Source organism: Kitasatospora sp. NPDC048540, from assembly GCF_040651175.1.
GTDB lineage: Bacteria > Actinomycetota > Actinomycetes > Streptomycetales > Streptomycetaceae > Kitasatospora.
This window is the reverse complement of the sequence record NZ_JBEZIR010000067.1, coordinates 17,466-34,967: the sequence shown is the minus strand read 5'-3', so window position 1 is coordinate 34,967 and position 17,502 is coordinate 17,466. Positions and strand designations below refer to the sequence as shown.

12 protein-coding genes are annotated in these 17,502 nt (G+C 76.6%); 5 read left to right on the top strand and 7 right to left on the bottom strand.

The genetic code is table 11. The features are described 5' to 3' along the window. Window positions 1–28: 28 nt before the first annotated feature. From AB0D08_RS24360 to AB0D08_RS24350, 3 genes are all read right to left on the bottom strand, one after another. The gene (locus tag AB0D08_RS24360) at window positions 29–4,603 is read right to left on the bottom strand and encodes a hypothetical protein (RefSeq protein WP_359891549.1); all 4,575 of its coding nucleotides are present in this window, start codon (window positions 4,601–4,603) and stop codon (window positions 29–31) included. Between the two features lie 73 nt (window positions 4,604–4,676). Further along, entirely contained in the window at window positions 4,677–5,549 is an 873-nt protein-coding gene (locus AB0D08_RS24355; RefSeq protein WP_033822290.1) for a hypothetical protein, read from the bottom strand. A 394-nt stretch (window positions 5,550–5,943) separates the two neighbouring features. After that, window positions 5,944–7,467, bottom strand: coding sequence for a hypothetical protein (locus tag AB0D08_RS24350; RefSeq protein WP_149038336.1), 1,524 nt, complete (start codon window positions 7,465–7,467; stop codon window positions 5,944–5,946). A 176-nt stretch (window positions 7,468–7,643) separates the two neighbouring features. Between AB0D08_RS24350 and AB0D08_RS24345 the strand changes: the two genes are divergently transcribed. The 4 genes from AB0D08_RS24345 (at window position 7,644) to AB0D08_RS24330 (ending at window position 10,676) form a co-directional block, all read left to right on the top strand. Continuing rightward, window positions 7,644–8,174 carry a hypothetical protein gene (locus tag AB0D08_RS24345; RefSeq protein WP_051813190.1) on the top strand — a complete coding sequence of 177 codons (531 nt, stop codon included), beginning with the start codon at window positions 7,644–7,646 and terminating at the stop codon, window positions 8,172–8,174. Between the two features lie 195 nt (window positions 8,175–8,369). After that, window positions 8,370–9,146, top strand: coding sequence for a 5-oxoprolinase subunit PxpA (locus AB0D08_RS24340; protein ID WP_233289164.1), 777 nt, complete (start codon window positions 8,370–8,372; stop codon window positions 9,144–9,146). Next, a complete protein-coding gene (pxpB, locus tag AB0D08_RS24335; protein ID WP_359891546.1) occupies window positions 9,146–9,775 on the top strand; it encodes a 5-oxoprolinase subunit PxpB in 630 nt (209 codons plus the stop codon). Before AB0D08_RS24340 ends, pxpB begins: the two co-directional genes overlap by 1 nt. After that, the gene (locus AB0D08_RS24330; protein ID WP_359891544.1) at window positions 9,768–10,676 is read left to right on the top strand and encodes a biotin-dependent carboxyltransferase family protein; all 909 of its coding nucleotides are present in this window, start codon (window positions 9,768–9,770) and stop codon (window positions 10,674–10,676) included. Before pxpB ends, AB0D08_RS24330 begins: the two co-directional genes overlap by 8 nt. Window positions 10,677–11,052: 376 nt before the next feature. Here AB0D08_RS24330 and AB0D08_RS24325 read toward each other — a convergent pair whose 3' ends face one another. After that, a complete protein-coding gene (locus AB0D08_RS24325; RefSeq protein WP_359891542.1) occupies window positions 11,053–12,459 on the bottom strand; it encodes a YncE family protein in 1,407 nt (468 codons plus the stop codon). 366 nt (window positions 12,460–12,825) lie between these two features. Next, the gene (locus tag AB0D08_RS24320) at window positions 12,826–13,602 is read right to left on the bottom strand and encodes an SDR family NAD(P)-dependent oxidoreductase (RefSeq protein ID WP_033824139.1); all 777 of its coding nucleotides are present in this window, start codon (window positions 13,600–13,602) and stop codon (window positions 12,826–12,828) included. Between the two features lie 327 nt (window positions 13,603–13,929). Between AB0D08_RS24320 and AB0D08_RS24315 the strand changes: the two genes are divergently transcribed. Further along, window positions 13,930–14,775: an undecaprenyl-diphosphate phosphatase gene (locus tag AB0D08_RS24315; protein WP_359891540.1), complete on the top strand. Its 846-nt coding sequence runs from the start codon at window positions 13,930–13,932 to the stop codon at window positions 14,773–14,775. 131 nt (window positions 14,776–14,906) lie between these two features. On the opposite strand, the gene AB0D08_RS24310 is transcribed toward AB0D08_RS24315, so the two are convergent. Then, the gene (locus AB0D08_RS24310; protein ID WP_359891537.1) at window positions 14,907–15,659 is read right to left on the bottom strand and encodes a DUF1775 domain-containing protein; all 753 of its coding nucleotides are present in this window, start codon (window positions 15,657–15,659) and stop codon (window positions 14,907–14,909) included. 168 nt (window positions 15,660–15,827) lie between these two features. Beyond that, the gene (locus tag AB0D08_RS24305; protein WP_359891534.1) at window positions 15,828–17,264 is read right to left on the bottom strand and encodes a HEAT repeat domain-containing protein; all 1,437 of its coding nucleotides are present in this window, start codon (window positions 17,262–17,264) and stop codon (window positions 15,828–15,830) included. Between the last annotated feature and the right edge of the window lie 238 nt (window positions 17,265–17,502).

The following is a 17,502-nucleotide window of genomic DNA, read 5'->3' as shown; positions in this document are numbered from 1 at the left end:
GCAGGTGCGCGGTGCGGGTGGGCGGTGCTCAGGCCTCCGCGGCGGCCGGGGCCTCGGCCGGACGCTTGAACATCCGGGTGGCGGTGATCTCGCCGTGGATCGCCGGACCGTCCGGGTCGGGCGCGGCGGGCAGGCCCGGACGCAGGTGCTCCTCGACCGAGATGTACTTCAGGCCGGCCCGCAGGTCGGCGTCGTTGCGCAGCCGGATCACCAGCGGGAACTCGGCCAGCGCGGTGGTGTCGAACAGTCCGGTGGTGTAGATCAGCTGCACACCGAGGGCGTCCGCGACCGCCCGCTGCAGCTCCAGCAGGTAGGTCGCGTTGGCCCGGCCGATCGGGTTGTCGAGGAACAGCGTGCCGGCGTGCCGCAGCTGGGACTGGCCGCGGTCGTTGGCGCGCAGCGCGGCCATCGTGCAGTACAGCGCGATGGCGGCGGTGAGCAGCTGGCCACCGGAGAAGACGTCGGACATCTGGCCGACACTGACCCGCTCGGCGCGCAGCACCGCGTCCGGCTTGAGGATCTCCACGCCGACCCCGCGCGGGCCGATCGCGGCGGCGACCCCGCGCAGCAGCAGTGACATGCCGTCCCGGCGCAGGTCGGAGTTCTTCTTGACGGCGGCCCGGGTGGCCTCGTCGATCACCTCGCCGAGCCGCTCGACCAGCACCGTGTGGTCCGGGTCCTCGAAGCGGATCCGCAGGAACTCCTGGCCGGACCACTCCCCGAGGCCCTCAGGCAGCCGGGACAGCCGCTGGGCGGCGCGCAGCGTGGCGAGCGAGGACTCGACCAGGCCGCGCAGCCGGTCGACGATGCTGCTGCGGTTGCGCTCCAGCTGGGCGAGCTCGTCGGTGAGCACCCGCAGCCGCGGGGCGAAGGCGGCGGCCCAGGCGGCGGCGTGGTCCGGCAGGGCGGCCGCCGGCAGCTCGCGGATCTGGTGCCGGGCGGGGGTGCGGACGGCCTCGTACCGGGCCGCGTTGGCGTGCCGCACCAGCGCGTCGGAGGCGTCGCGGACGGCGAGTTCGGCGCCGGTCAGGTCGGCGGCGGCGGTCCGCAGGGCGCGCCGGGTGTCCGTGGCGGCGGCGCGGGCGTCGGCGAGGCCGCCGAGGTAGGGCTCGGCGGGCTGCGGTTCGCCCTCCTCGGTGTGGTCGCGCAGGCCGTCCCTGAGCTGGGCGGCGAGCTCCTCGAAGTCGGTGGTGGCCGACTGGGCGGTCTCCAGGGTGCGCTGCAGGTCGGCGTGGACGGTCCGGGCCGCGTCGACCTGCTCGCGGCGCTCGGCGAGCAGCCCGGTGGCGGTGCGCAGCAGCAGCTGGGCGTGGTCGGGGTCGGTGGGGACCAGCTCGGCGGGCAGCTCGGTGTGGGACTCGCCGTCGGCGGGGGCGGAGCGTTCGGCCTCGCCGCGCAGCCGGCCGAGCTGCTCGCTGGCGGTGGCGGAGCGGGCCTCGATGGTGGCGACCAGTTCCTCGGCGCGCGCGGCGGCGGCCTGGCGGGCCGGGCCGTCGGCGCCGTCGGGGCTGGCGAGCAGCTCCTCGGCGCGGGTGCGGACCTTGTTGGTCAGCCGGTCGAGTTCGGCCGCGGCGGCGGCCTCGTCGCCCTCGGCGCGGGCCTGCTCGGCCCGCAGGTCGGCGCCGACGCCGACCTTCTCGTACAGCTGGGAGGCGGCCCGGTAGGCCTCGCGCAGGGCGGGCAGCGAGGCGGCCGGGGCGGCCTGCTCGGGGGCGTCCTCGGCGAGGCCGGCCAGCTCGGCGCGCTCGGCGCGCAGGGTCCGGGCGGTGCGGCGGGCGTCGTCGGCGGCGCGCTGGGCGGCCCGGCGGTCCTCGTCGCAGGTACGGGCGCGTTCGGCGCAGGTGGTGCGGCGGCGCTCGCACTCGGCGGCGTCGTCGGCGAGCTCGCGCTGCCGTCGGGTCCAGTTGGCGCGCTCGCGCAGCCGGAACGCGAGGCCCGCCAGGGCGTCGGCGGACCGGCGGGCCTGCTGGGCGGTCTCCCGGAGCTCCTCGTGGCGGGCGGCCGCGACGGCGTGGTCGGCCTCGGCCTCGGTGTGGTCGGCGCGCACGGTCGCGAGCCCGGCGGCGGCTGTCTCGGCCTGCTCGGCGGCCGCCCGGGCGGCGTCGGCGAGTTCCGCGAGCGTGCCGGGCGGGCACTGGATGTGCCAGGAGGCGAGCCGGGCGGCCAGCGCCCGGTCGCCGCCGAGCCGGGCGGCCAGCTCGCGGATGTGCTCCTCGCGGGCGGTGGCCCGGGTGCGCAGCTCGCGGCGCTCGTCGTCGGCGGCCCGTTCGTCGTGCATGGCCGGGTTCGGCGGGACCAGGAAGAAGGCCGGCTCGGCCTCGATCGGGGCGATCAGCGCGGCGGCGGTGCCGACCGCGACGGTGGAACGCGGGAGCAGCGCGGCGGCCTGCAGCGCGTCGCGGGCGCGCTCCAGCGAGGACGGGTCGGTGACCACCACGCCGTCGACCAGCTCGGGGCGGGCCGCCAGGATCGCCTCGTGGTCGCCCGGGTCGACGGACTGGGCGAGGTAGCGCCAGCCGGGCAGGGCGGGGATGCCGTGCTCTCCGAGGTACTCGACGGTGGCCAGCACGTCGGGCCCGGGCGGCAGCAGACCGCCGTCGCCGAGCGCGGCCAGGATGCGGGAGTCGTCGGCGGCGGCCGTGCGCAGGTCGAACAGGGTCCGCTCGGCGGTGGCGACCGCCTGGTCGAGCCGGTCGCGCAGGTCCTCGGCGTTGGCGTCGAGGATCCGCGGCGTCAGGAAGCCCTCCTGCTCGTCGCCGCCCTCCTGGTAGGGGCTGAGCGACAGCAGGTCGGCGAGCCGCGGCTCGGCGGCCAGCTGCGCGGCGGTGCGCTGCTCGGCGGCGAGGGCTCGTTCGGCGGCGGTGCGGGCGTCGGTGGCGCGGGCGGCGGCCAGCTCGGCGCGGGCCTCGGCGGCGGCGGCCTCCCGGACCCGGGCCGCGGACTGCTCGGCGGCGCTGCGGGCCTGGACGAGCGCCGCGGTGGCCGCCTTCTCGGCGTCCGAGGCGTGCAGGGCGGCGCGGGCCGGGTCCGGCTCCTGCGAACTGGGGTCGATCCAGCCGGCCTCCACGGCGGCCTGGGTCTCCTGCTCGACCTCGGCGAGGCGCTGGCGCAGGTGCTCCGCCTCGCTGCGGGCCTTCTGGGCGGCGGTCGCGGCGGCGGTCGCCTCGGCCTGCGCGGTGGAACCGTCCTCCTGGAGCTCGCCGGCCCGCAGCTCCTCCTGGTCGGCCCTGGTCTCGGCGGCGAGCGCGGCCGACTCCAGGGCCCGGGCCAGCGCACCGGCGGCCTGGGCGCGGGCGGCGAGGGCGGGTGCGGCGTCCAGCTCGGCCTCGCGGATCGCGACCGAGACCCGGGCCACCCGGTCGGCGGCGGCGCGCTGGCGCAGCACCGCCTCGGCGGCCTGCCAGGCGGAGTGCAGGGTACGGGCCTCGGTCAGCTCGCGGCGCAGTCCGGCGGCCTCGACGGTGGCGGCGGCCAGCCCCAGGGTGGCGTGCCGGTGGGTCAGCTCGGCGGTGATCAGCGAGTGCCGGGTGCGGTCCGCCTCGGCGGCGGTGACGGCGCCGGCGGCGGAGGCCACCTCGATCGCCAGGTCGTGCACCCGGTCCCGTTCGACGCCGGCCCGGGCGCCGAGCGCCTGGGCGAGCCGGCGGGTGCGGCGTTCGGCCGCGCGGTGCGTCTCGCGGACGCCTTCGCGGGCGGCCGTGGCCTCGACGATCCGCTGCAGCAGGTCGACCGAGCCGGCCGTGAAGTCCCGCTCGGCGGTGAGTTCGGCGCGGCGGCCCAGCTTGGCGGCGAACCCGTGCACCAGGTCGGCCAGGCCGTCGGTGTCGCGGGTGTCGGTGACGGCCCGCAGCAGCAGGTCGGTGAAGTCGGAGTCGTGCTTGACCGCGAACAGGCCGGCCGCCTCGCCCTCGTCCGCGTTCATCTCGCGCTGGTAGCGGAAGAGTTCGGGGTCCAGGCCGAGCTCGCCGAGGTGCTCGTTCCACCGGTCGTGGATGTCCTCGAAGACCAGGTCCAGGTGCGGATGGGTCTTGCCGGCCTCGGTGAGCGAGTCGCGGAACCCCTTCATGGTGCGGCGCCGGCCTCGGGCCTTGGTGTCCGGGCCGAGGCTCGGGCGCTCGGCCACCGGGAGGGAGTCGAGGGTGAGGCCGGGGCCGGGACGGAACGAGTACCAGGTCTCGGCGAACTTCCGCGGGTCGGAGGAGACCTGCCGCCCGCGCCACTCGCTGACCTTGCCGACCACGATCAGCTCACCGGTGACGGTGTGCTGCCACTCCAGGGCGACGTGCCCGCAGTCGTCCGCGAGCAGGAACTTGCGCAGCACGCCGGAGCTGGCGCCGCCGAGGGTGTTGCGGTGGCCGGGGAGCATCACCGAGAAGATCAGCTTGAGCAGGACGGACTTGCCGCCGCCGTTCTCCAGGAACAGCACGCCGGCGGGCGCCGGACGGCGCTGGGGGCCCTCGGGTTCCTCGCCGAACAGGCCGATCTGCTGCGGCCGGGGCTCGGCCACCGGCTCGCCGACACCGCGCAGGTCGAGCACCGTGTCGGCGTAGCGCGCACCGGCCGGTCCGATCGAGTACAGGCGGACCCGGTTGAGCTCGTACATGTGCGGCGGTTCTCCAGTGGGCGGGGGCGGGTAGCAGGGGCGCGGGCGCGCGGCCGGGCGGGCCGGGCCGGGGTCAGAGGGAGTGGAAGGGCAGGCCCGCGTCGGCGACCAGGTCGTCGGAGGTGTCCGGCGGGAGGAGGGTCGGGGTGCCGTCGGTCACCGGGACCACGCCCAGGTCGGTCAGCTCCGCCATCGCGGCGCTGGCGGCCAGGTCACGGACCTGGAGCTGGTAGCGGGCGGTGGTGCGGTACGTGCCGCCGGCGTCGTCCGAGGTCTTCTGCAGGAAGCCGGAGTCGACCAGGAACAGCACCGCCTTGGAGACGATGCCGATGGTGGAGCCGGACAGTCGGCGGGCGTCCTTGGTGGCGCCGGTCGCCGAACGGCGGGCCCACACCCGCCAGGCCGCCTCCAGCCCGGGCGCGTCGCTGGCCGGGTCGGAGTTGGCGCCCTCCGCCTCGGCCCGCTCCTCCAGGCGGCGGCACGCCTGGCGGACGAACGCGTCCACGCCGTTGACGGTGACCCGGCCGAGGTAGCCCTCGTCGGCGAGGTCCTCCGGGCGCGGGAAGGCGAGGGCGGCGACCGCCAGGTGGGCCAGGCCGTGCAGGAACCGGTCGGTGGACTCGGAGGCGGCACGGCGCGAGTAGTCGCCCATCCGGACCGCGAAGACCGAGTCCTCGGCGGCGGCGACGGCCATGCCGGCCCGGGGCGACACCTCCAGGACCACCAGGCCCATGCCGGTCGCGACGGCGTCCGCGAGGCGGGCGAAGCCCGGGTCCTCGCGGTGGCGGCGGACCAGCTCGGCGTACTCGGCGTCGCGGGCGGGCAGCAGCTTCGCCTGGAGGCCGAAGGAGACCAGGCGGGCGGCGTCGGTGACATCGGCCGGCGTGAGGGCGGCCGGGGCGGCCGGCTCGCTCTCGGAGGGCCAGGCCGTGTCGTGGGGGGTCATCACGGGCGGGGCTCCTTGGTGCGGGACGGACGGTACTCGGCGCGGACGGGGCGCACCCCTCCGAGGGGCGAACGACGGGCAGGCCGCTTCCCAGGGGCGCTGGGGGCACCCCCGGCCGGAGGCTGGGGGCGGAACTGCGCGAAACGGGAGGCTACGGAGCCGCACCGAGGTGCGTACGACACTCGGCACCCCGGAGCGGGGAGCACGGATGTGGTCGCCTCAGGACGGATGTCCGGTGCGGGTGGGGGTGGCTGTTCGCGCAGTTCCCCGCGCCCCTGGGTGAGTGCCATCCGGGGACGGAGGGCAGGTGCGGCAGGTAGGGGTGGCTGTTCGCGCAGTTCCCCGCGCCCCTGGGAAAGCAGTCCCCCGCGCCCCGGGGAAGGGGGTGTGGGCATCAGGTGGCCTCCTTGCGGTCGGCGGCCATGCCGGCTGCGTCGAGGAGGGCGCTGCCCACGATGAGGTCGGCGCCGCCGAATTCGGGGTCGTCGAGGCGGGTGCCGTCGTCGACGGCGAACAGGAGGCGTTCCTCGCCCTGGCGGTAGGCGGTGCCGACCGGCGGGCTGGCGGCGTGGACGGCGAGCAGGGCGACCAGGTACGGGAGGTCGGGGTCCTGGCGGCGGGCGTCGGCGAGCAGGCCGGAGAGCCGGCGGGGGGCGTCGGCGGGGAGATCGAGCAGTTCGAGGGCGGATTCGAGCTGGGCCTCGGAGAAGCGGCTGTCGTCCGGGGTGGCGACCAGGTCGGGTTCGGGGAGCTCGGCGCCCAGGTGTTCGCGTTCGACGGGCGGGGTGAGCAGCAGGTCGACCAGGTCGGTGACGCGGACCGAGACGGGCGTGCGCAGTCCGGCGCCGCGGGCGAAGAAGGCGTCGGTGGGCCCGGTGGCCCGGCCGACGGGGAGTTCCAGGAGCGGGGCGAGCAGGTGCCCGTACAGGTCGATGCCGCTGCGGGCGCCGGGCGTGGCGAAGGCCTGCCGGTCCTGTTCGGCGCGGAACAGCGGGCCGGCCTCGAGGAGGCGGGTCTGCAGCTGGGTGTGGCGGCGGATGCAGTCCTTGACGATGTCGACCAGTTCGGCGGCGCGGCGCTTGTGCTCGGGCTCCTCGGTCTCGTCGCGGGCCTTGCGGATGTTGGTGAGGATCGCGTTCTCGTGGCGGTAGCGGTCCGCGATGTGGTCGAGCGCCTCGTCGATCAGGTCGGGGACGGTCTCCATCCAGTCGACCGCGCGGACGTTGCGCCGGGTGGCCTCCAGGGCGCGGCGCAGCGTCTCGGCGTACTGGACGGTGCGGTAGCGGGCCTGCTCGGCGGCGAGCTGGGCGTCGGCGAGGCGGCCGCGGCGGATCAGTACCTCGAGTTTGACCTCGGCGGCGATCTGGGCGGAGGTGACGTCGGTGTCGAGGGCGCCGACCAGGACGTTGACGGCCTCGTCGGTGGTGCGCAGGTAGACGCCGCCGTCGGGGCCGGGTACTTCCTCGATCAGTTTGAAGTCGTAGTCGCGCCGGACGTAGCCGCCGTCCGGGTCGAAGGTGCCGTAGACGGCGCGGAAGCCGCGGTCGACGCTGCCGACGTTGATCAGGGACTCGAGCACCCAGCGGGCGACCCGCTCGTGCTCGGCGGCGGCCCGGCGCGGGTTCTGCGCCGCGATCCGGGGCAGCAGGCGGCCGAGCACTATGTCCCGGTCGGCGCCGGTGTCGAAGTCCATGTTGAGGGTGACGAGGTCGATGGCGGCGAGGCCGACCTCGGCCATGCTGTACGAGCCGTACTCGCCGGCCAGGTTGACCTTCCGGCTGTCGAGGTCGTGCAGCGGCGCGGTGCAGGCCAGCGCCTTGAGCCTGCGGGCGAGGCCCTCGTCGGCGGCGGGTCCGGGCGCGGGCCGGGCGGCTGCGGCGGCGGGCCGGAGCAGCTGGTCTGCGGGCTGGTCTGCGATGGCGGTCACGGTGGACAAGATTAGAGGTTCGCACCGACACATCCGAAACGAGCGCTGATGTGCCGGTTCCGCCCCGCCCGAAGCCGTGTTGAACGTGTTCAATTTTGTGTCTAGAGTCGGTTCCGCGCAGGTCGGGACCGGATCCCGGGCTGCCGCTCGACATGGGGGCGTGCGAAATGACCGACAACCCGGACAGGATCCGCCGGAGCGTCCGGTGCTGGCTGTGGATCTTCATCGTCTGCCTGGCGCTGAGCGGACTGACCGCTTTCCCGCTGGAGTCGGAGACCCGCTGGGCGGCCGACCTGATCGGCGGCAGCGCGGTGGGCGACCACTTCCCGGCCCTGGCCGGCTGGAGCGAACGGGTCCGCGAGGGCGTGGCCGACACCAACCAGCGCTACCCGTTCCTGGCGTACGGGACCGACTGGCTGGCCTTCGCCCACCTGGTGATCGCGGTGGCCTTCTGGGGTCCGCTGCGGGACCCGGTGCGCAACGTCTGGGTGATCCGCTGGGCGATGATCGCCTGCGCCGGGGTCATCCCGCTGGCGCTGATCTGCGGTCCGCTCCGCGGCATCCCGCTGTACTGGCGATTCGTCGACATGTCGTTCGGGGTGATCGGTGTGATCCCGCTGCTGATCGTGGACCGCGGGATCCGGCGGCTGGAGTGGGCCGAGGCGGTCCGCACCCGCCCGCTCGACCTGACCGCCTGACCGGCCGCTCCGCCCGCCCGGCCCGCCCGCGGACGCCCGGTGCCGGGTGGCGTCGGGTGGCACCGGACGGCGGGTGCGCAGGGGAGGGCGTGCGCCACGGCGCGCGCCCTCCGGCGTCCGGACCCGCTGGTACCCCCGCGGAAACGATCAGGCCCTACGATCACCCTCAGGAGCTGCTGGGAGGCGGGAACTGGCGTGGCCGAGACGGTGATCGATCTCAACGCGGACCTCGGTGAGGGGTTCGGGCGGTGGACCCTGACGGACGACGAGGCGCTGCTGTCGGTGGTGACCAGCGCCAACGTCGCCTGCGGCTTCCACGCCGGGGATCCCTCGACCATGCGCCGGGTGTGCGCGCTGGCCGCCGAGCGCGGGGTGCGGATCGGCGCCCAGGTGTCGTACCGCGATCTGGCCGGTTTCGGGCGCCGCGCGATGGACGTGCCGCCGGAGGAACTGGCCGACGAGATCGCGTACCAGATCGGCGCACTCCAGGTGTTCGCCCGCGCGGCCGGCTCCCGGGTCTCGTACGTCAAACCGCACGGCGCCCTCTACAACCGGGTGGTGCAGGACAACGAGCAGGCCGAGGCCGTGGTCTCCGGCGTCCTGCGGGCGGGGGCGGTCTGCGACGGTCCGCTGCCGGTGCTGGGGTTGCCGGGCTCGCGGCTGCTCGCCGTGGCGGAAGGGGTCGGACTGCCCGTGGTGACCGAGGCCTTCGCCGACCGGGCGTACACCTGGGCGGGCACCCTGGTGCCCCGGCGCGACCCGGAGGCCGTGGTGCACGACCCGGAGGCGGTGATCGCACGGGCGGTGAGCATCGCGCGGGACGGCGAGGTCACGGCGGTCGGCGGCGAACTGGTGGACGTCGAGGCGCGTTCGCTGTGCGTGCACGGGGACACCCCCGGCGCCGCGCAGCTGGCCTGGCGGGTGCGCGGGGCACTGGCCTCGGCCGGGGTGCGGGTGGAGGCGTTCGTCTGATGGCCGGTCATCCGGCCGTCCGGCTGGTCGGCGAGGACGCGCTGCTGGTGGAGGTCGGGTCGGCCGAACAGGTCGCCGCGCTGTACGCCCTGCTGACCGCCCGCCGGGCCGACCTGCCGCCGATCACGGAGATCATCCCGGCGGCCCGGACCGTCCTGCTGGACGGGGTCGCCGACCGGGCCGCGCTGGCCCGGCTGCTGACGGGCTGGGAGCTCCCCGAACACCCGCCCGCGGCAGGTCCGTCGGTGGAGCTGGCGACCCGCTACGACGGCGCCGACCTGGCGGAGGTCGCGGCGCTGTGGGGGGTGTCGCCCGAGGCGGCGGTCCGGATCCACAGCGAGCCCGAGTACCGGGTGGCGTTCTGCGGCTTCGCCCCCGGCTTCGGCTACCTGACCGGCCTCCCGGAGCGGTGGCAGGTGCCCCGGCGGGCCACCCCGCGAAGCTCCGTCCCGGCGGGCTCGGTCGCCCTGGCCGGGACGTACACCGGCGTGTATCCCCGCTCCTCCCCCGGCGGCTGGCAGTTGCTCGGCCGGACCGAGGCCGTGCTGTGGGACCTCGGACGGGAGCCGGCGGCGCTGCTCGCACCGGGCGTCCGGGTGCGGTTCACCCCGGTGGTGGGGCATGGCTGAACGGGCGGCGGCGGCCCGGCCCGCGGCCGTACCGGAGGACGTACGGGCCGGGGCCGGACTCGAGGTGGTGCGGCCCGGCCCGCTGACCACCGTTCAGGACCTGGGCCGGCGCGGCGTCGCGCACCTCGGGGTGCCGCGCGCCGGGGCGCTCGACGAGCCCGCCCTGCGCGCCGCCAATCGGCTGGTCGGCAACCCCGACGGCGCGGCGGCGCTGGAGACCACCCTCGGCGGGGTCGCGTTGCGGGCCCTCGCGCCGGTCCTGGTGGCCGTCACCGGAGCGCCGGCGCCGGTGACCGTCGACGGCCGGCCGGCGGGCTGGGGCACCGCCGTACGGGTCCCGGCCGGCGCGGTGGTCGAGGTCGGCGCGGCCACCCACGGGGTGCGCGGCTACCTGGCGGTGGCGGGCGGCCTCGCGGTACCGCCGGTGCTGGGCAGCCGTTCGGCCGACCTGCTGTCCGGGCTCGGGCCCGCACCGCTGGCGGCCGGGGACCGGCTGCCGGTCGGCGCCGCGCCCGCCGGGCCGCGCGCCGCGCTGGTGCCGCTGCCCGCTCCCCCGGCCGAACTCGTGCTGCGGCTGCGGCTCGGACCGCACGCCGACTGGTTCAGCGGCGTGGCGGCGCTGGCCCGCGACACCTACCGGGTCGCCGCCGCCAGCAACCGGGTGGCGCTGCGCACCGAGGGCCCGGCCGTCGGCCGCGCCCGGGCCGGCGAACTGCCGAGCGCCGGGCTGGTCCTGGGCGCCGTCCAGGTGCCGCCGGACGGCCAGCCGGTGATCTTCCTCGCCGACCACCCCACCACCGGCGGCTACCCCGTGGTCGGGGTGGTCCCGGCCGCCGACCTCCCACCGGCCGCCCAGGCCCGCCCGGGCACCCCGCTGCGCTTCTTGCTGCTGCCCGGCTGACCCTCCGCCGGCCGGAACCGTCTGCGCATTCCCGCCGTCCCCCTCCGGGACGACGGAGTGAGGGGGGGGAACGTGCGCCAGGCACAGCGGACCGGGCCGGGCAGCGGGCAGCGGGGCGCGCCGCGACGACCGTCCGCAGCCCGGCGGGTAGCACCAAGGCCCAGGCGATGAGGTACCGGACCACCCACACGGCGCACCCCCGAGGCCGACGCCCATTCACCTCAGTCCGTCGGCGCGGGATTTGCGTCCGCAAGAGCTGAGACCGTCAGGGCGTGGCCGCCGGGTTCACCCGCGGACCTCCCGGGGCGCGGGGGAGCTCATGGGGCGGCAGGTGGTACGCCCCCGCCCGTTCACGGCCCGGCGCGGGGAGCCCGCGTCAGCAGCGCACCAGCAGGACCGACACCACGGTGCAGGTGGCGGCGGCGGTGTCGTTGGCGGCGGTCGGGTCCGCCGGGGCGGAGGCGGTGCGGGTGGCGGTGGTGGTGACCGGGCCGAGGCCGAGCAGGCCGACCGCGCTGCGGAAGGTCCAGGTGGCGGTGGTGCCGTTGGCGAGCGCCCCGGCCGAGCAGGTGACGGTACGGCCTGAGGTGGTGCACCCCGCGCTGAGGTCGGTGGCGGTGGCGCCGGGCGGCAGGGTCGCCGTGACGGTGGCCGAAGCGGCCGCCTGCGGACCGTTGTTGCGGGCGGTCAGGGTGTAGCCGATGGCACCGGGGAGCAGGGCGGGGGCCTGGGCGGTCAGACCGACCGCGAGGTCGGCGCGGGGCGGGGTGAGCGGCCGGGGTACGAAGGCCACCCCCGAGGGGAGGCTGCCGACGGCCGTGCTGGTGGTGGCGAGCCCGGTGCCGGTGTCGACCACGCCGAGGCTGTTCCCGCCGGCCGAGGTGACGTAGAGGAAGCCGCCGGACGGGCTGACCGCGACCGCGGCGGGGGCCGGCCCCACGGCGATGGTGCCGGTGACGGCGTTGGTGGCGGTGTCGATCACGGACAGGGTGTTGTCCGAGAGGTTGGCGACGTACGCCCGGGTGCCGGCCGGGTTGACGGCCACCGAGTGCGGGATCCGGCCGACCGGGACGGTGGCGGTCACCGTGTTGGTGGCGGTGTCGACCACGGACACCGTGGCGGCGTAGGAGTTGGCCACGTACACCCGGGTGCCGGCCGGGTTGACCGCCGCCGCGACCGGGCCGGAGCCGACCCGGACGGTGGCCGTGACCGCACCCGCGCCCGTGTCGACCACCGAGAGGGTGTCCCCGCCGGCGTCGGCCGTGTAGGCGCGGGCGGCGGCGGGTGCGAGGACGACGGCGTTGGGGTTGCGGCCGACCGGGACGGTCGCGGAGACGGTGGCGGTGGCGGTGTCGATCACCGAGACCGAGTCGCCGCCCGCGTTGGCGACGTACGCCCGGGTGCCGGCCGCGTCGACGGCGACCCCGCTCGGGAACTGCCCGACCGGGACGGTGGCGGTGACGGCGCCCGCCGCGGTGTCGATCACCGAGACGGTCCCGCTGCGGAGGTTGGCCACATAGGCCTTGGTCCCGGCCGGGCCGAGGGCGACACCGTCGGGGCCGGCGCCCACCGGGACGGTGGCGATCACCCCGTGGGTGGTCGCGTCGACCACCGAGACGGTGTCGTCGTCGGTGTTGACCACGTAGGCGCGGTCGGTGAGGGCGGTGACGGCGTGCGCGGTCCCGGTGCCGGGACCGGCCACCGCCAGTAAGCCGACGGCGGCGGCGACCAGGGCCGACCACCCGGCACGGGGGCGGACGGCGCGGGGGCGAGGGCGCGACATGCGGTACTCCTTCTCGACGGCATCGCACGGGTCACGGTGGAACCGTTCGGCGCGGGCGTCCGACGGACCGGGCGGGGGGCCCGGCACCGTCGGGGCACGCGTGGACGGGCCAACGTGGACGGGCGCGCGGAGGCAGGCGTGCGGAGGCAGAGGTGCGGAGAGCGGAGATGCAGGAGCGGAGGTGCGGGGACGGGCGTACGGAAGCGGCCGTGCCCCGGGCGATGAGCGGGCCCACACCCCGGCGCGGTCGCGACGAGTAGCAACCTAGAGGCGCTGAGTGATCGGCACAAGAGCGGGTCCGGGGTGCCACCGGTCCGGGTGACACGCGGCCGAGCAGCCGTCAGGGGGTTTACCTGCGCGGGGACTTCACTGCGCCAGGTACCCGCCGTCCACGGGAAGCACCACGCCGGTCACGAACGAAGCCTCGTCCGACGCCAGGAACAGGATCGCCCGGGCCACCTCCTCGGGCTCGCCCAGCCTGCCGAGCGGGTGCTGCCGCACGATCGCGTCCAGGTACTCCTGACCGCCGGGCTCCTGCGGCAGCCGGCGGACCCGGTCGGTCCTGATCGTACCGGGGGCGACCGCGTTGACCCGGATGCCGCTGCCCGCCCACTCCACCGCGAGGTGCTTGGTCAGCCCGGAGGCGACGAACTTGGCCGGTCCGTAAGCCGCTTGGCCGGACTGGCCGGCCAGCCCGGAGATGGAGGAGAGGCAGACGATCGAGCCGCGGCCGACCGGCGCCATGTGCTCGATCGCGTACTTGCAGGTGAGGAACATCCCGCGGCCGTCGACGGCCATCACCCGGTCCCAGTCCTCGGGGGTGGCGTCCAGCACGTTCTGCAGCGGCAGGATGCCGGCGTTGGCGACCAGCACGTCGATGCCGCCGTACCCGGCCACCGCCTCCTCGACCATCCGCCGGGCGTCGGCCGGGACCGAGACGTCGCCGACCACCGCGCGGACCTCGGCGCCGTCGGCCGCCAGCGCGGCGCGGAGCACCTCCAGGGCCGCCGCGTCGATGTCGGTGACCACCAGCCGGGCGCCCTCGGCGGCGAACAGCTCCGCGGTCGCCCGGCCGATGCCCAGCGCGGCACCCGTCACCACCGCGGACCTGCCCGCCAGCCGCCCGCCCGTCGATCCCGTCATCCGCCCGCTCCCGTCCGTGGATCCGGCCCGTCCGGGCCCCTGCGGGCCCGCCCGGCCCTCCGGACCAGGGTGGCCCGACCGGCCGCCGGGACGCCGAAGGCGCGACGGCCGGACCGCCGCCGGGACCGAACTGCCCGGTCCGTACGGAATCTTGATCAGCTCGCAAGTTCCCGGCCATCTCGGCGGATTATCGTCACAACCCGCGCCGCAGGGTGCTCGGCGCCGTCCACCGCGTCCCGCCCGGGTGCCGGAGCGGCCACGGCCACCGCGACGAGGAGCTGGACCGACAATGCGCAACCGCCGACCGACCGTCCCGGCCGGTGCCCGGTGATCGACTGGTTCCACGGGGCCGTGCTCGGCCTGGTCCAGGGACTCACCGAGTTCCTGCCGATCTCCTCCAGCGCCCACCTGCGGGTCTTCTCCGCGCTGCTCGGCTGGGACGACCCGGGGGCCGCGTTCACCGCGGTCACCCAGCTCGGCACCGAGTCGGCGGTACTGATCTACTTCCGCCGGGACATCGCGGCGATCGTCTCCACCTGGGCCCGTTCACTGGTCCGGCCCGCGCTGCGGCAGGATCCGAACGCCCGGCTGGGCTGGTTCGTGATCGTGGGGACGCTGCCGATCGGCCTGCTCGGCGCGGCGTTCCAGACCACCATCGAGTCCTCGCTGCGCGACCTGCGGGTGATCGGCACCACCCTGATCGTGTTCGGGCTGATCCTGGCCGTCGCCGACCGCAGCCGCGCCATCCGGCACGCCCGCCCGATCAGCGCCCTCACCCTGCCGCACGCCATCGGCTACGGCCTCGCCCAGTCGCTGGCGCTGATCCCGGGGGTGTCCCGGTCCGGCGGCACCATCAGCGCCGGCCTGCTGCTCGGCTACAGCCGGGAGGCCGCCGCCCGGTACTCGTTCCTGCTGGCCGTGCCCGCGGTGCTGGCCTCCGGCACGCTCGAGCTGTTCAAGATCGGCGAGGGCCCGGCGCCCGCCTGGGGACCGACGATCCTCGCCACGCTGATCGCCTTCGCGATCGGCTACGCGGCCATCGCCTGGTTCCTGAAGTACATCTCCCACCACAGCTTCATGCCGTTCGTGGTCTACCGGGTCCTGCTCGGCGTGGTGCTGATCGCCCTGGTCTCCACGGGGTACCTGGCCCCGGACGCCGGTACGACCGGCTAGGCACCCACCGGCGACCGGCCCGGCACCCCGCGCGTCACCGGCCGGGAACCGAGGGCGCGGTTCACCGGTCCGGAGCCGCGTGCGGACGGGCGGGAGCGTGCCTCCCCCGCCCCCCGGCGCCCGGCGGCCGCTCAGCCGCGTGCGGCCCCGCGGCGCCGCACGTACCAGCCGGCCGCCGCCACCAGCACCACCGCGACCACACCGATCACCAGGGTGGTGACCCCGGCCGAGCCCTGCTTCCCGCTCTGCGCCTCGGCGGTCGGCGACGCCTGGACGGGCGCCGGTGCGGGGCCGGAGGCGGTGGCGCCCGCCCCGGCCGGGCTCGGCGTCGTGGCGGCCGGCGTCGCGGCCGGTGTCGAGGGGCCCGGGGCCGGGGCGCCCGGCTGCGCGACGGCGCCCGGCGCGGCGGCGGTCAGCTTCAGCACCGGCGCGGGGTGGGCCGGCTGCGCGCCGCCCTGCGGGAGCTCGATCCAGCGGTCGACCTGGCCGTCGGTGTACGTCACCAGTGACTTGAAGGCCAGCTCCGGGGCGTCCGGCAGCTGCCGGACCTTGATCTTGTACTCGGCGTCGGCGCCGGGGGCCAGCGCCGGGCCCGCCACCGTGTAGCCGTCCTCGGTCGGGCTCAGGGTCCAGCCGCTCGGCCCGTCCGCGAGGCTCACGTCGCCGGGCATCAGACCGGACGGGAGCACCACCCGGACCTCCTTGATCCCCGCCGACGTCGACTCGCCCTCCGCGGAGAAGGCGACCACGGCGCCGACCGCGAGGGCCTGCGGCGTCGGCGACTCGACCTCGACGTGCGCCGACGCGGGACCGGCCAGGGCCAGGGAGCCCAGCAGGACGGCGGTCGGCAGGGCTGCGCGGGCGAGCAGGCGGGAACGGTTCATGTCCGGAACTCTCCAGGTCGGGGCCGACGGGGCAGCTCCATGATGCCCGACGGTCCGGCGCCGGCCGGCATCTGCGGGACGACCCCGGTCGGCGCCGCCCTCCCGCCGCCGACCGGCCGGTCGGCCTTCGGCCCTGGCCGGCGGGCGGCCGGCCGGGACCCGGGGCCGTCAGGTGAGGTCGCGGGCCGTCAGCCGGCCGCGCACGGCGGCGTGCACCTCGGCCTCCTCGGCCGGATCCGCGGCGAGCCGCCGCAGCCGCTCCAGCACCCGGACGTCCCCGGTGGTGGTGACATGACGGGCCGCCAGCTCGCGGGTGGCCTCCTCGCAGTCCCACAGGCACTCGACCGCGGGGCCCTCGCCGAAGTGCGCGTCGGTGACCGCGAGCGCCCGGGCGGCCCGGCCCCGCAGCTCGGAGGAGACGGCCTCACCGTAGACGTGGCGCAGCGCGGGGACGGCGCCGGCGGCGGCCAGCCGCCCCGCACCGTCGACCAGGGACGCCAGTCCGGTGCCGGTGACCCCGCGCACCGAGATCCAGCGGCGCAGCGCGGCGACCACCAGCGGGCCGTCGGCGGCCTCGCCGGCGTCGGCGAGCAGCTGGCAGGCGGCCTCGCCGAGGGCGCTGTCCGCACCGCCGGTGGCCGGGTCGGCCCAGCGGCGGGCGTGGGCCAGCGCCTCGGGGCCGCGCATCCGGCCGAGCACCTCCAGGGCGGCCGCGACCACCCGCTGGTCGACGTCGGCGGCGGCGGCCTCGATCAGTTCGGCGGCGGCCGGGTCGCGCTGTTCCACGAGGTGACGCAGGACGGCGGTGCGGGCGCCGGGTCCGCCGGTGCGGGCGGCGGCCAGCAGGGCCGGGCGGTCCTCCGGGCGCACCACGGCGGTCAGGCAGCGGGCCGCGGCGGCGGCGCGGCGGGCGGGCGCCTCGGGGTCGTCACTGGCGGGGTCGGCCTGGTCGGCCCAGGCGAGCACGTCGGCGGTGCTCCAGCCCGGGGTGACCACGCCGCGGCGCATCTGGCGCTGCCACAGGTCGAACGGGGACTGCTCGCTCGCCGCCGCGATCCGGGGGTGGTGGGCGGCCCACAGCCGCCAGGGCCGGGGCTCGTACGCGGCGCGGACGGCGGCCCTCAGCAGGGCGTCGCCCTCGGGGCCGTCGGGGAATCTGCGCAGCACGGAGGGGGCGAGCGCGAGCAGCGAACGGTCGTCGTCGCGCAGCGCGAGCTCGTCGAGCGCCCAGGCCCAGTTGACGCCGACGGCGACGTAGCCGCGCAGCAGGTCCAGGGCGTCCCGGCGGCCGTAGGCGGCGAGGTGGCCGAGGACCGCGAGGGCGAGGCCGGTACGGGCGTCGTCCCGGTCGATGCCGTCCTCGACGGAGTGCAGGTGCAGCTCGACGCCGGTGAGCGGCGCCTCCAGCTCCATGTAGAGGCGCGCGTAGTAGAGGGAGCGGTTCTCGATCTGCCAGTCGGCGCGGGGGTCCTCGGTGACGCACTGCTCGAGGGCGGCGATCGCCTCGTCGCGGTCGGCGGCCAGGGCATGCAGCTGCCCGTCACCGCGGCCTCGCTGGAGGAGGCCGAGGAGGCTGGCACTGGGCGCTATCACTGGCTCGAACATGAGGTCAGCATCCGTTGCGGCGGTCGTCGAGGCAACGGGATTTCCGTCGCCGGGGTCGGTTGGTCCTGCTCAGGCGCCCGGGCGCCGGAATCACCGAAGGCTACCGCCTGGGGGGCACATCCGCACACAGGGCGACTCAAAACGGCCAGGCCCGGGCGGGTCCGCGCCCGTTCCGCCCGGTGCCGCGCGGCGGGCGGCCACGGGTCCGCGGCGGGCCCGCGCCCGGGCCCGGGGCCGC

Excerpts from the sequence above, each read along its gene's own strand:
- AB0D08_RS24310 (WP_359891537.1), bottom strand. The coding sequence starts at position 15,659 with ATGAACCGTTCCCGCCTGCTCGCCCGCGCAGCCCTGCCGACCGCCGTC.
- AB0D08_RS24345 (WP_051813190.1), top strand. The coding sequence starts at position 7,644 with ATGACCGACAACCCGGACAGGATCCGCCGGAGCGTCCGGTGCTGGCTG.
- AB0D08_RS24305 (WP_359891534.1), bottom strand. The coding sequence starts at position 17,264 with ATGTTCGAGCCAGTGATAGCGCCCAGTGCCAGCCTCCTCGGCCTCCTC.
- pxpB (WP_359891546.1), top strand. The coding sequence starts at position 9,146 with ATGGCCGGTCATCCGGCCGTCCGGCTGGTCGGCGAGGACGCGCTGCTG.
- AB0D08_RS24325 (WP_359891542.1), bottom strand. The coding sequence starts at position 12,459 with ATGTCGCGCCCTCGCCCCCGCGCCGTCCGCCCCCGTGCCGGGTGGTCG.
- AB0D08_RS24320 (WP_033824139.1), bottom strand. The coding sequence starts at position 13,602 with ATGACGGGATCGACGGGCGGGCGGCTGGCGGGCAGGTCCGCGGTGGTG.
- AB0D08_RS24360 (WP_359891549.1), bottom strand. The coding sequence starts at position 4,603 with ATGTACGAGCTCAACCGGGTCCGCCTGTACTCGATCGGACCGGCCGGT.
- AB0D08_RS24355 (WP_033822290.1), bottom strand. The coding sequence starts at position 5,549 with ATGACCCCCCACGACACGGCCTGGCCCTCCGAGAGCGAGCCGGCCGCC.
- AB0D08_RS24330 (WP_359891544.1), top strand. The coding sequence starts at position 9,768 with ATGGCTGAACGGGCGGCGGCGGCCCGGCCCGCGGCCGTACCGGAGGAC.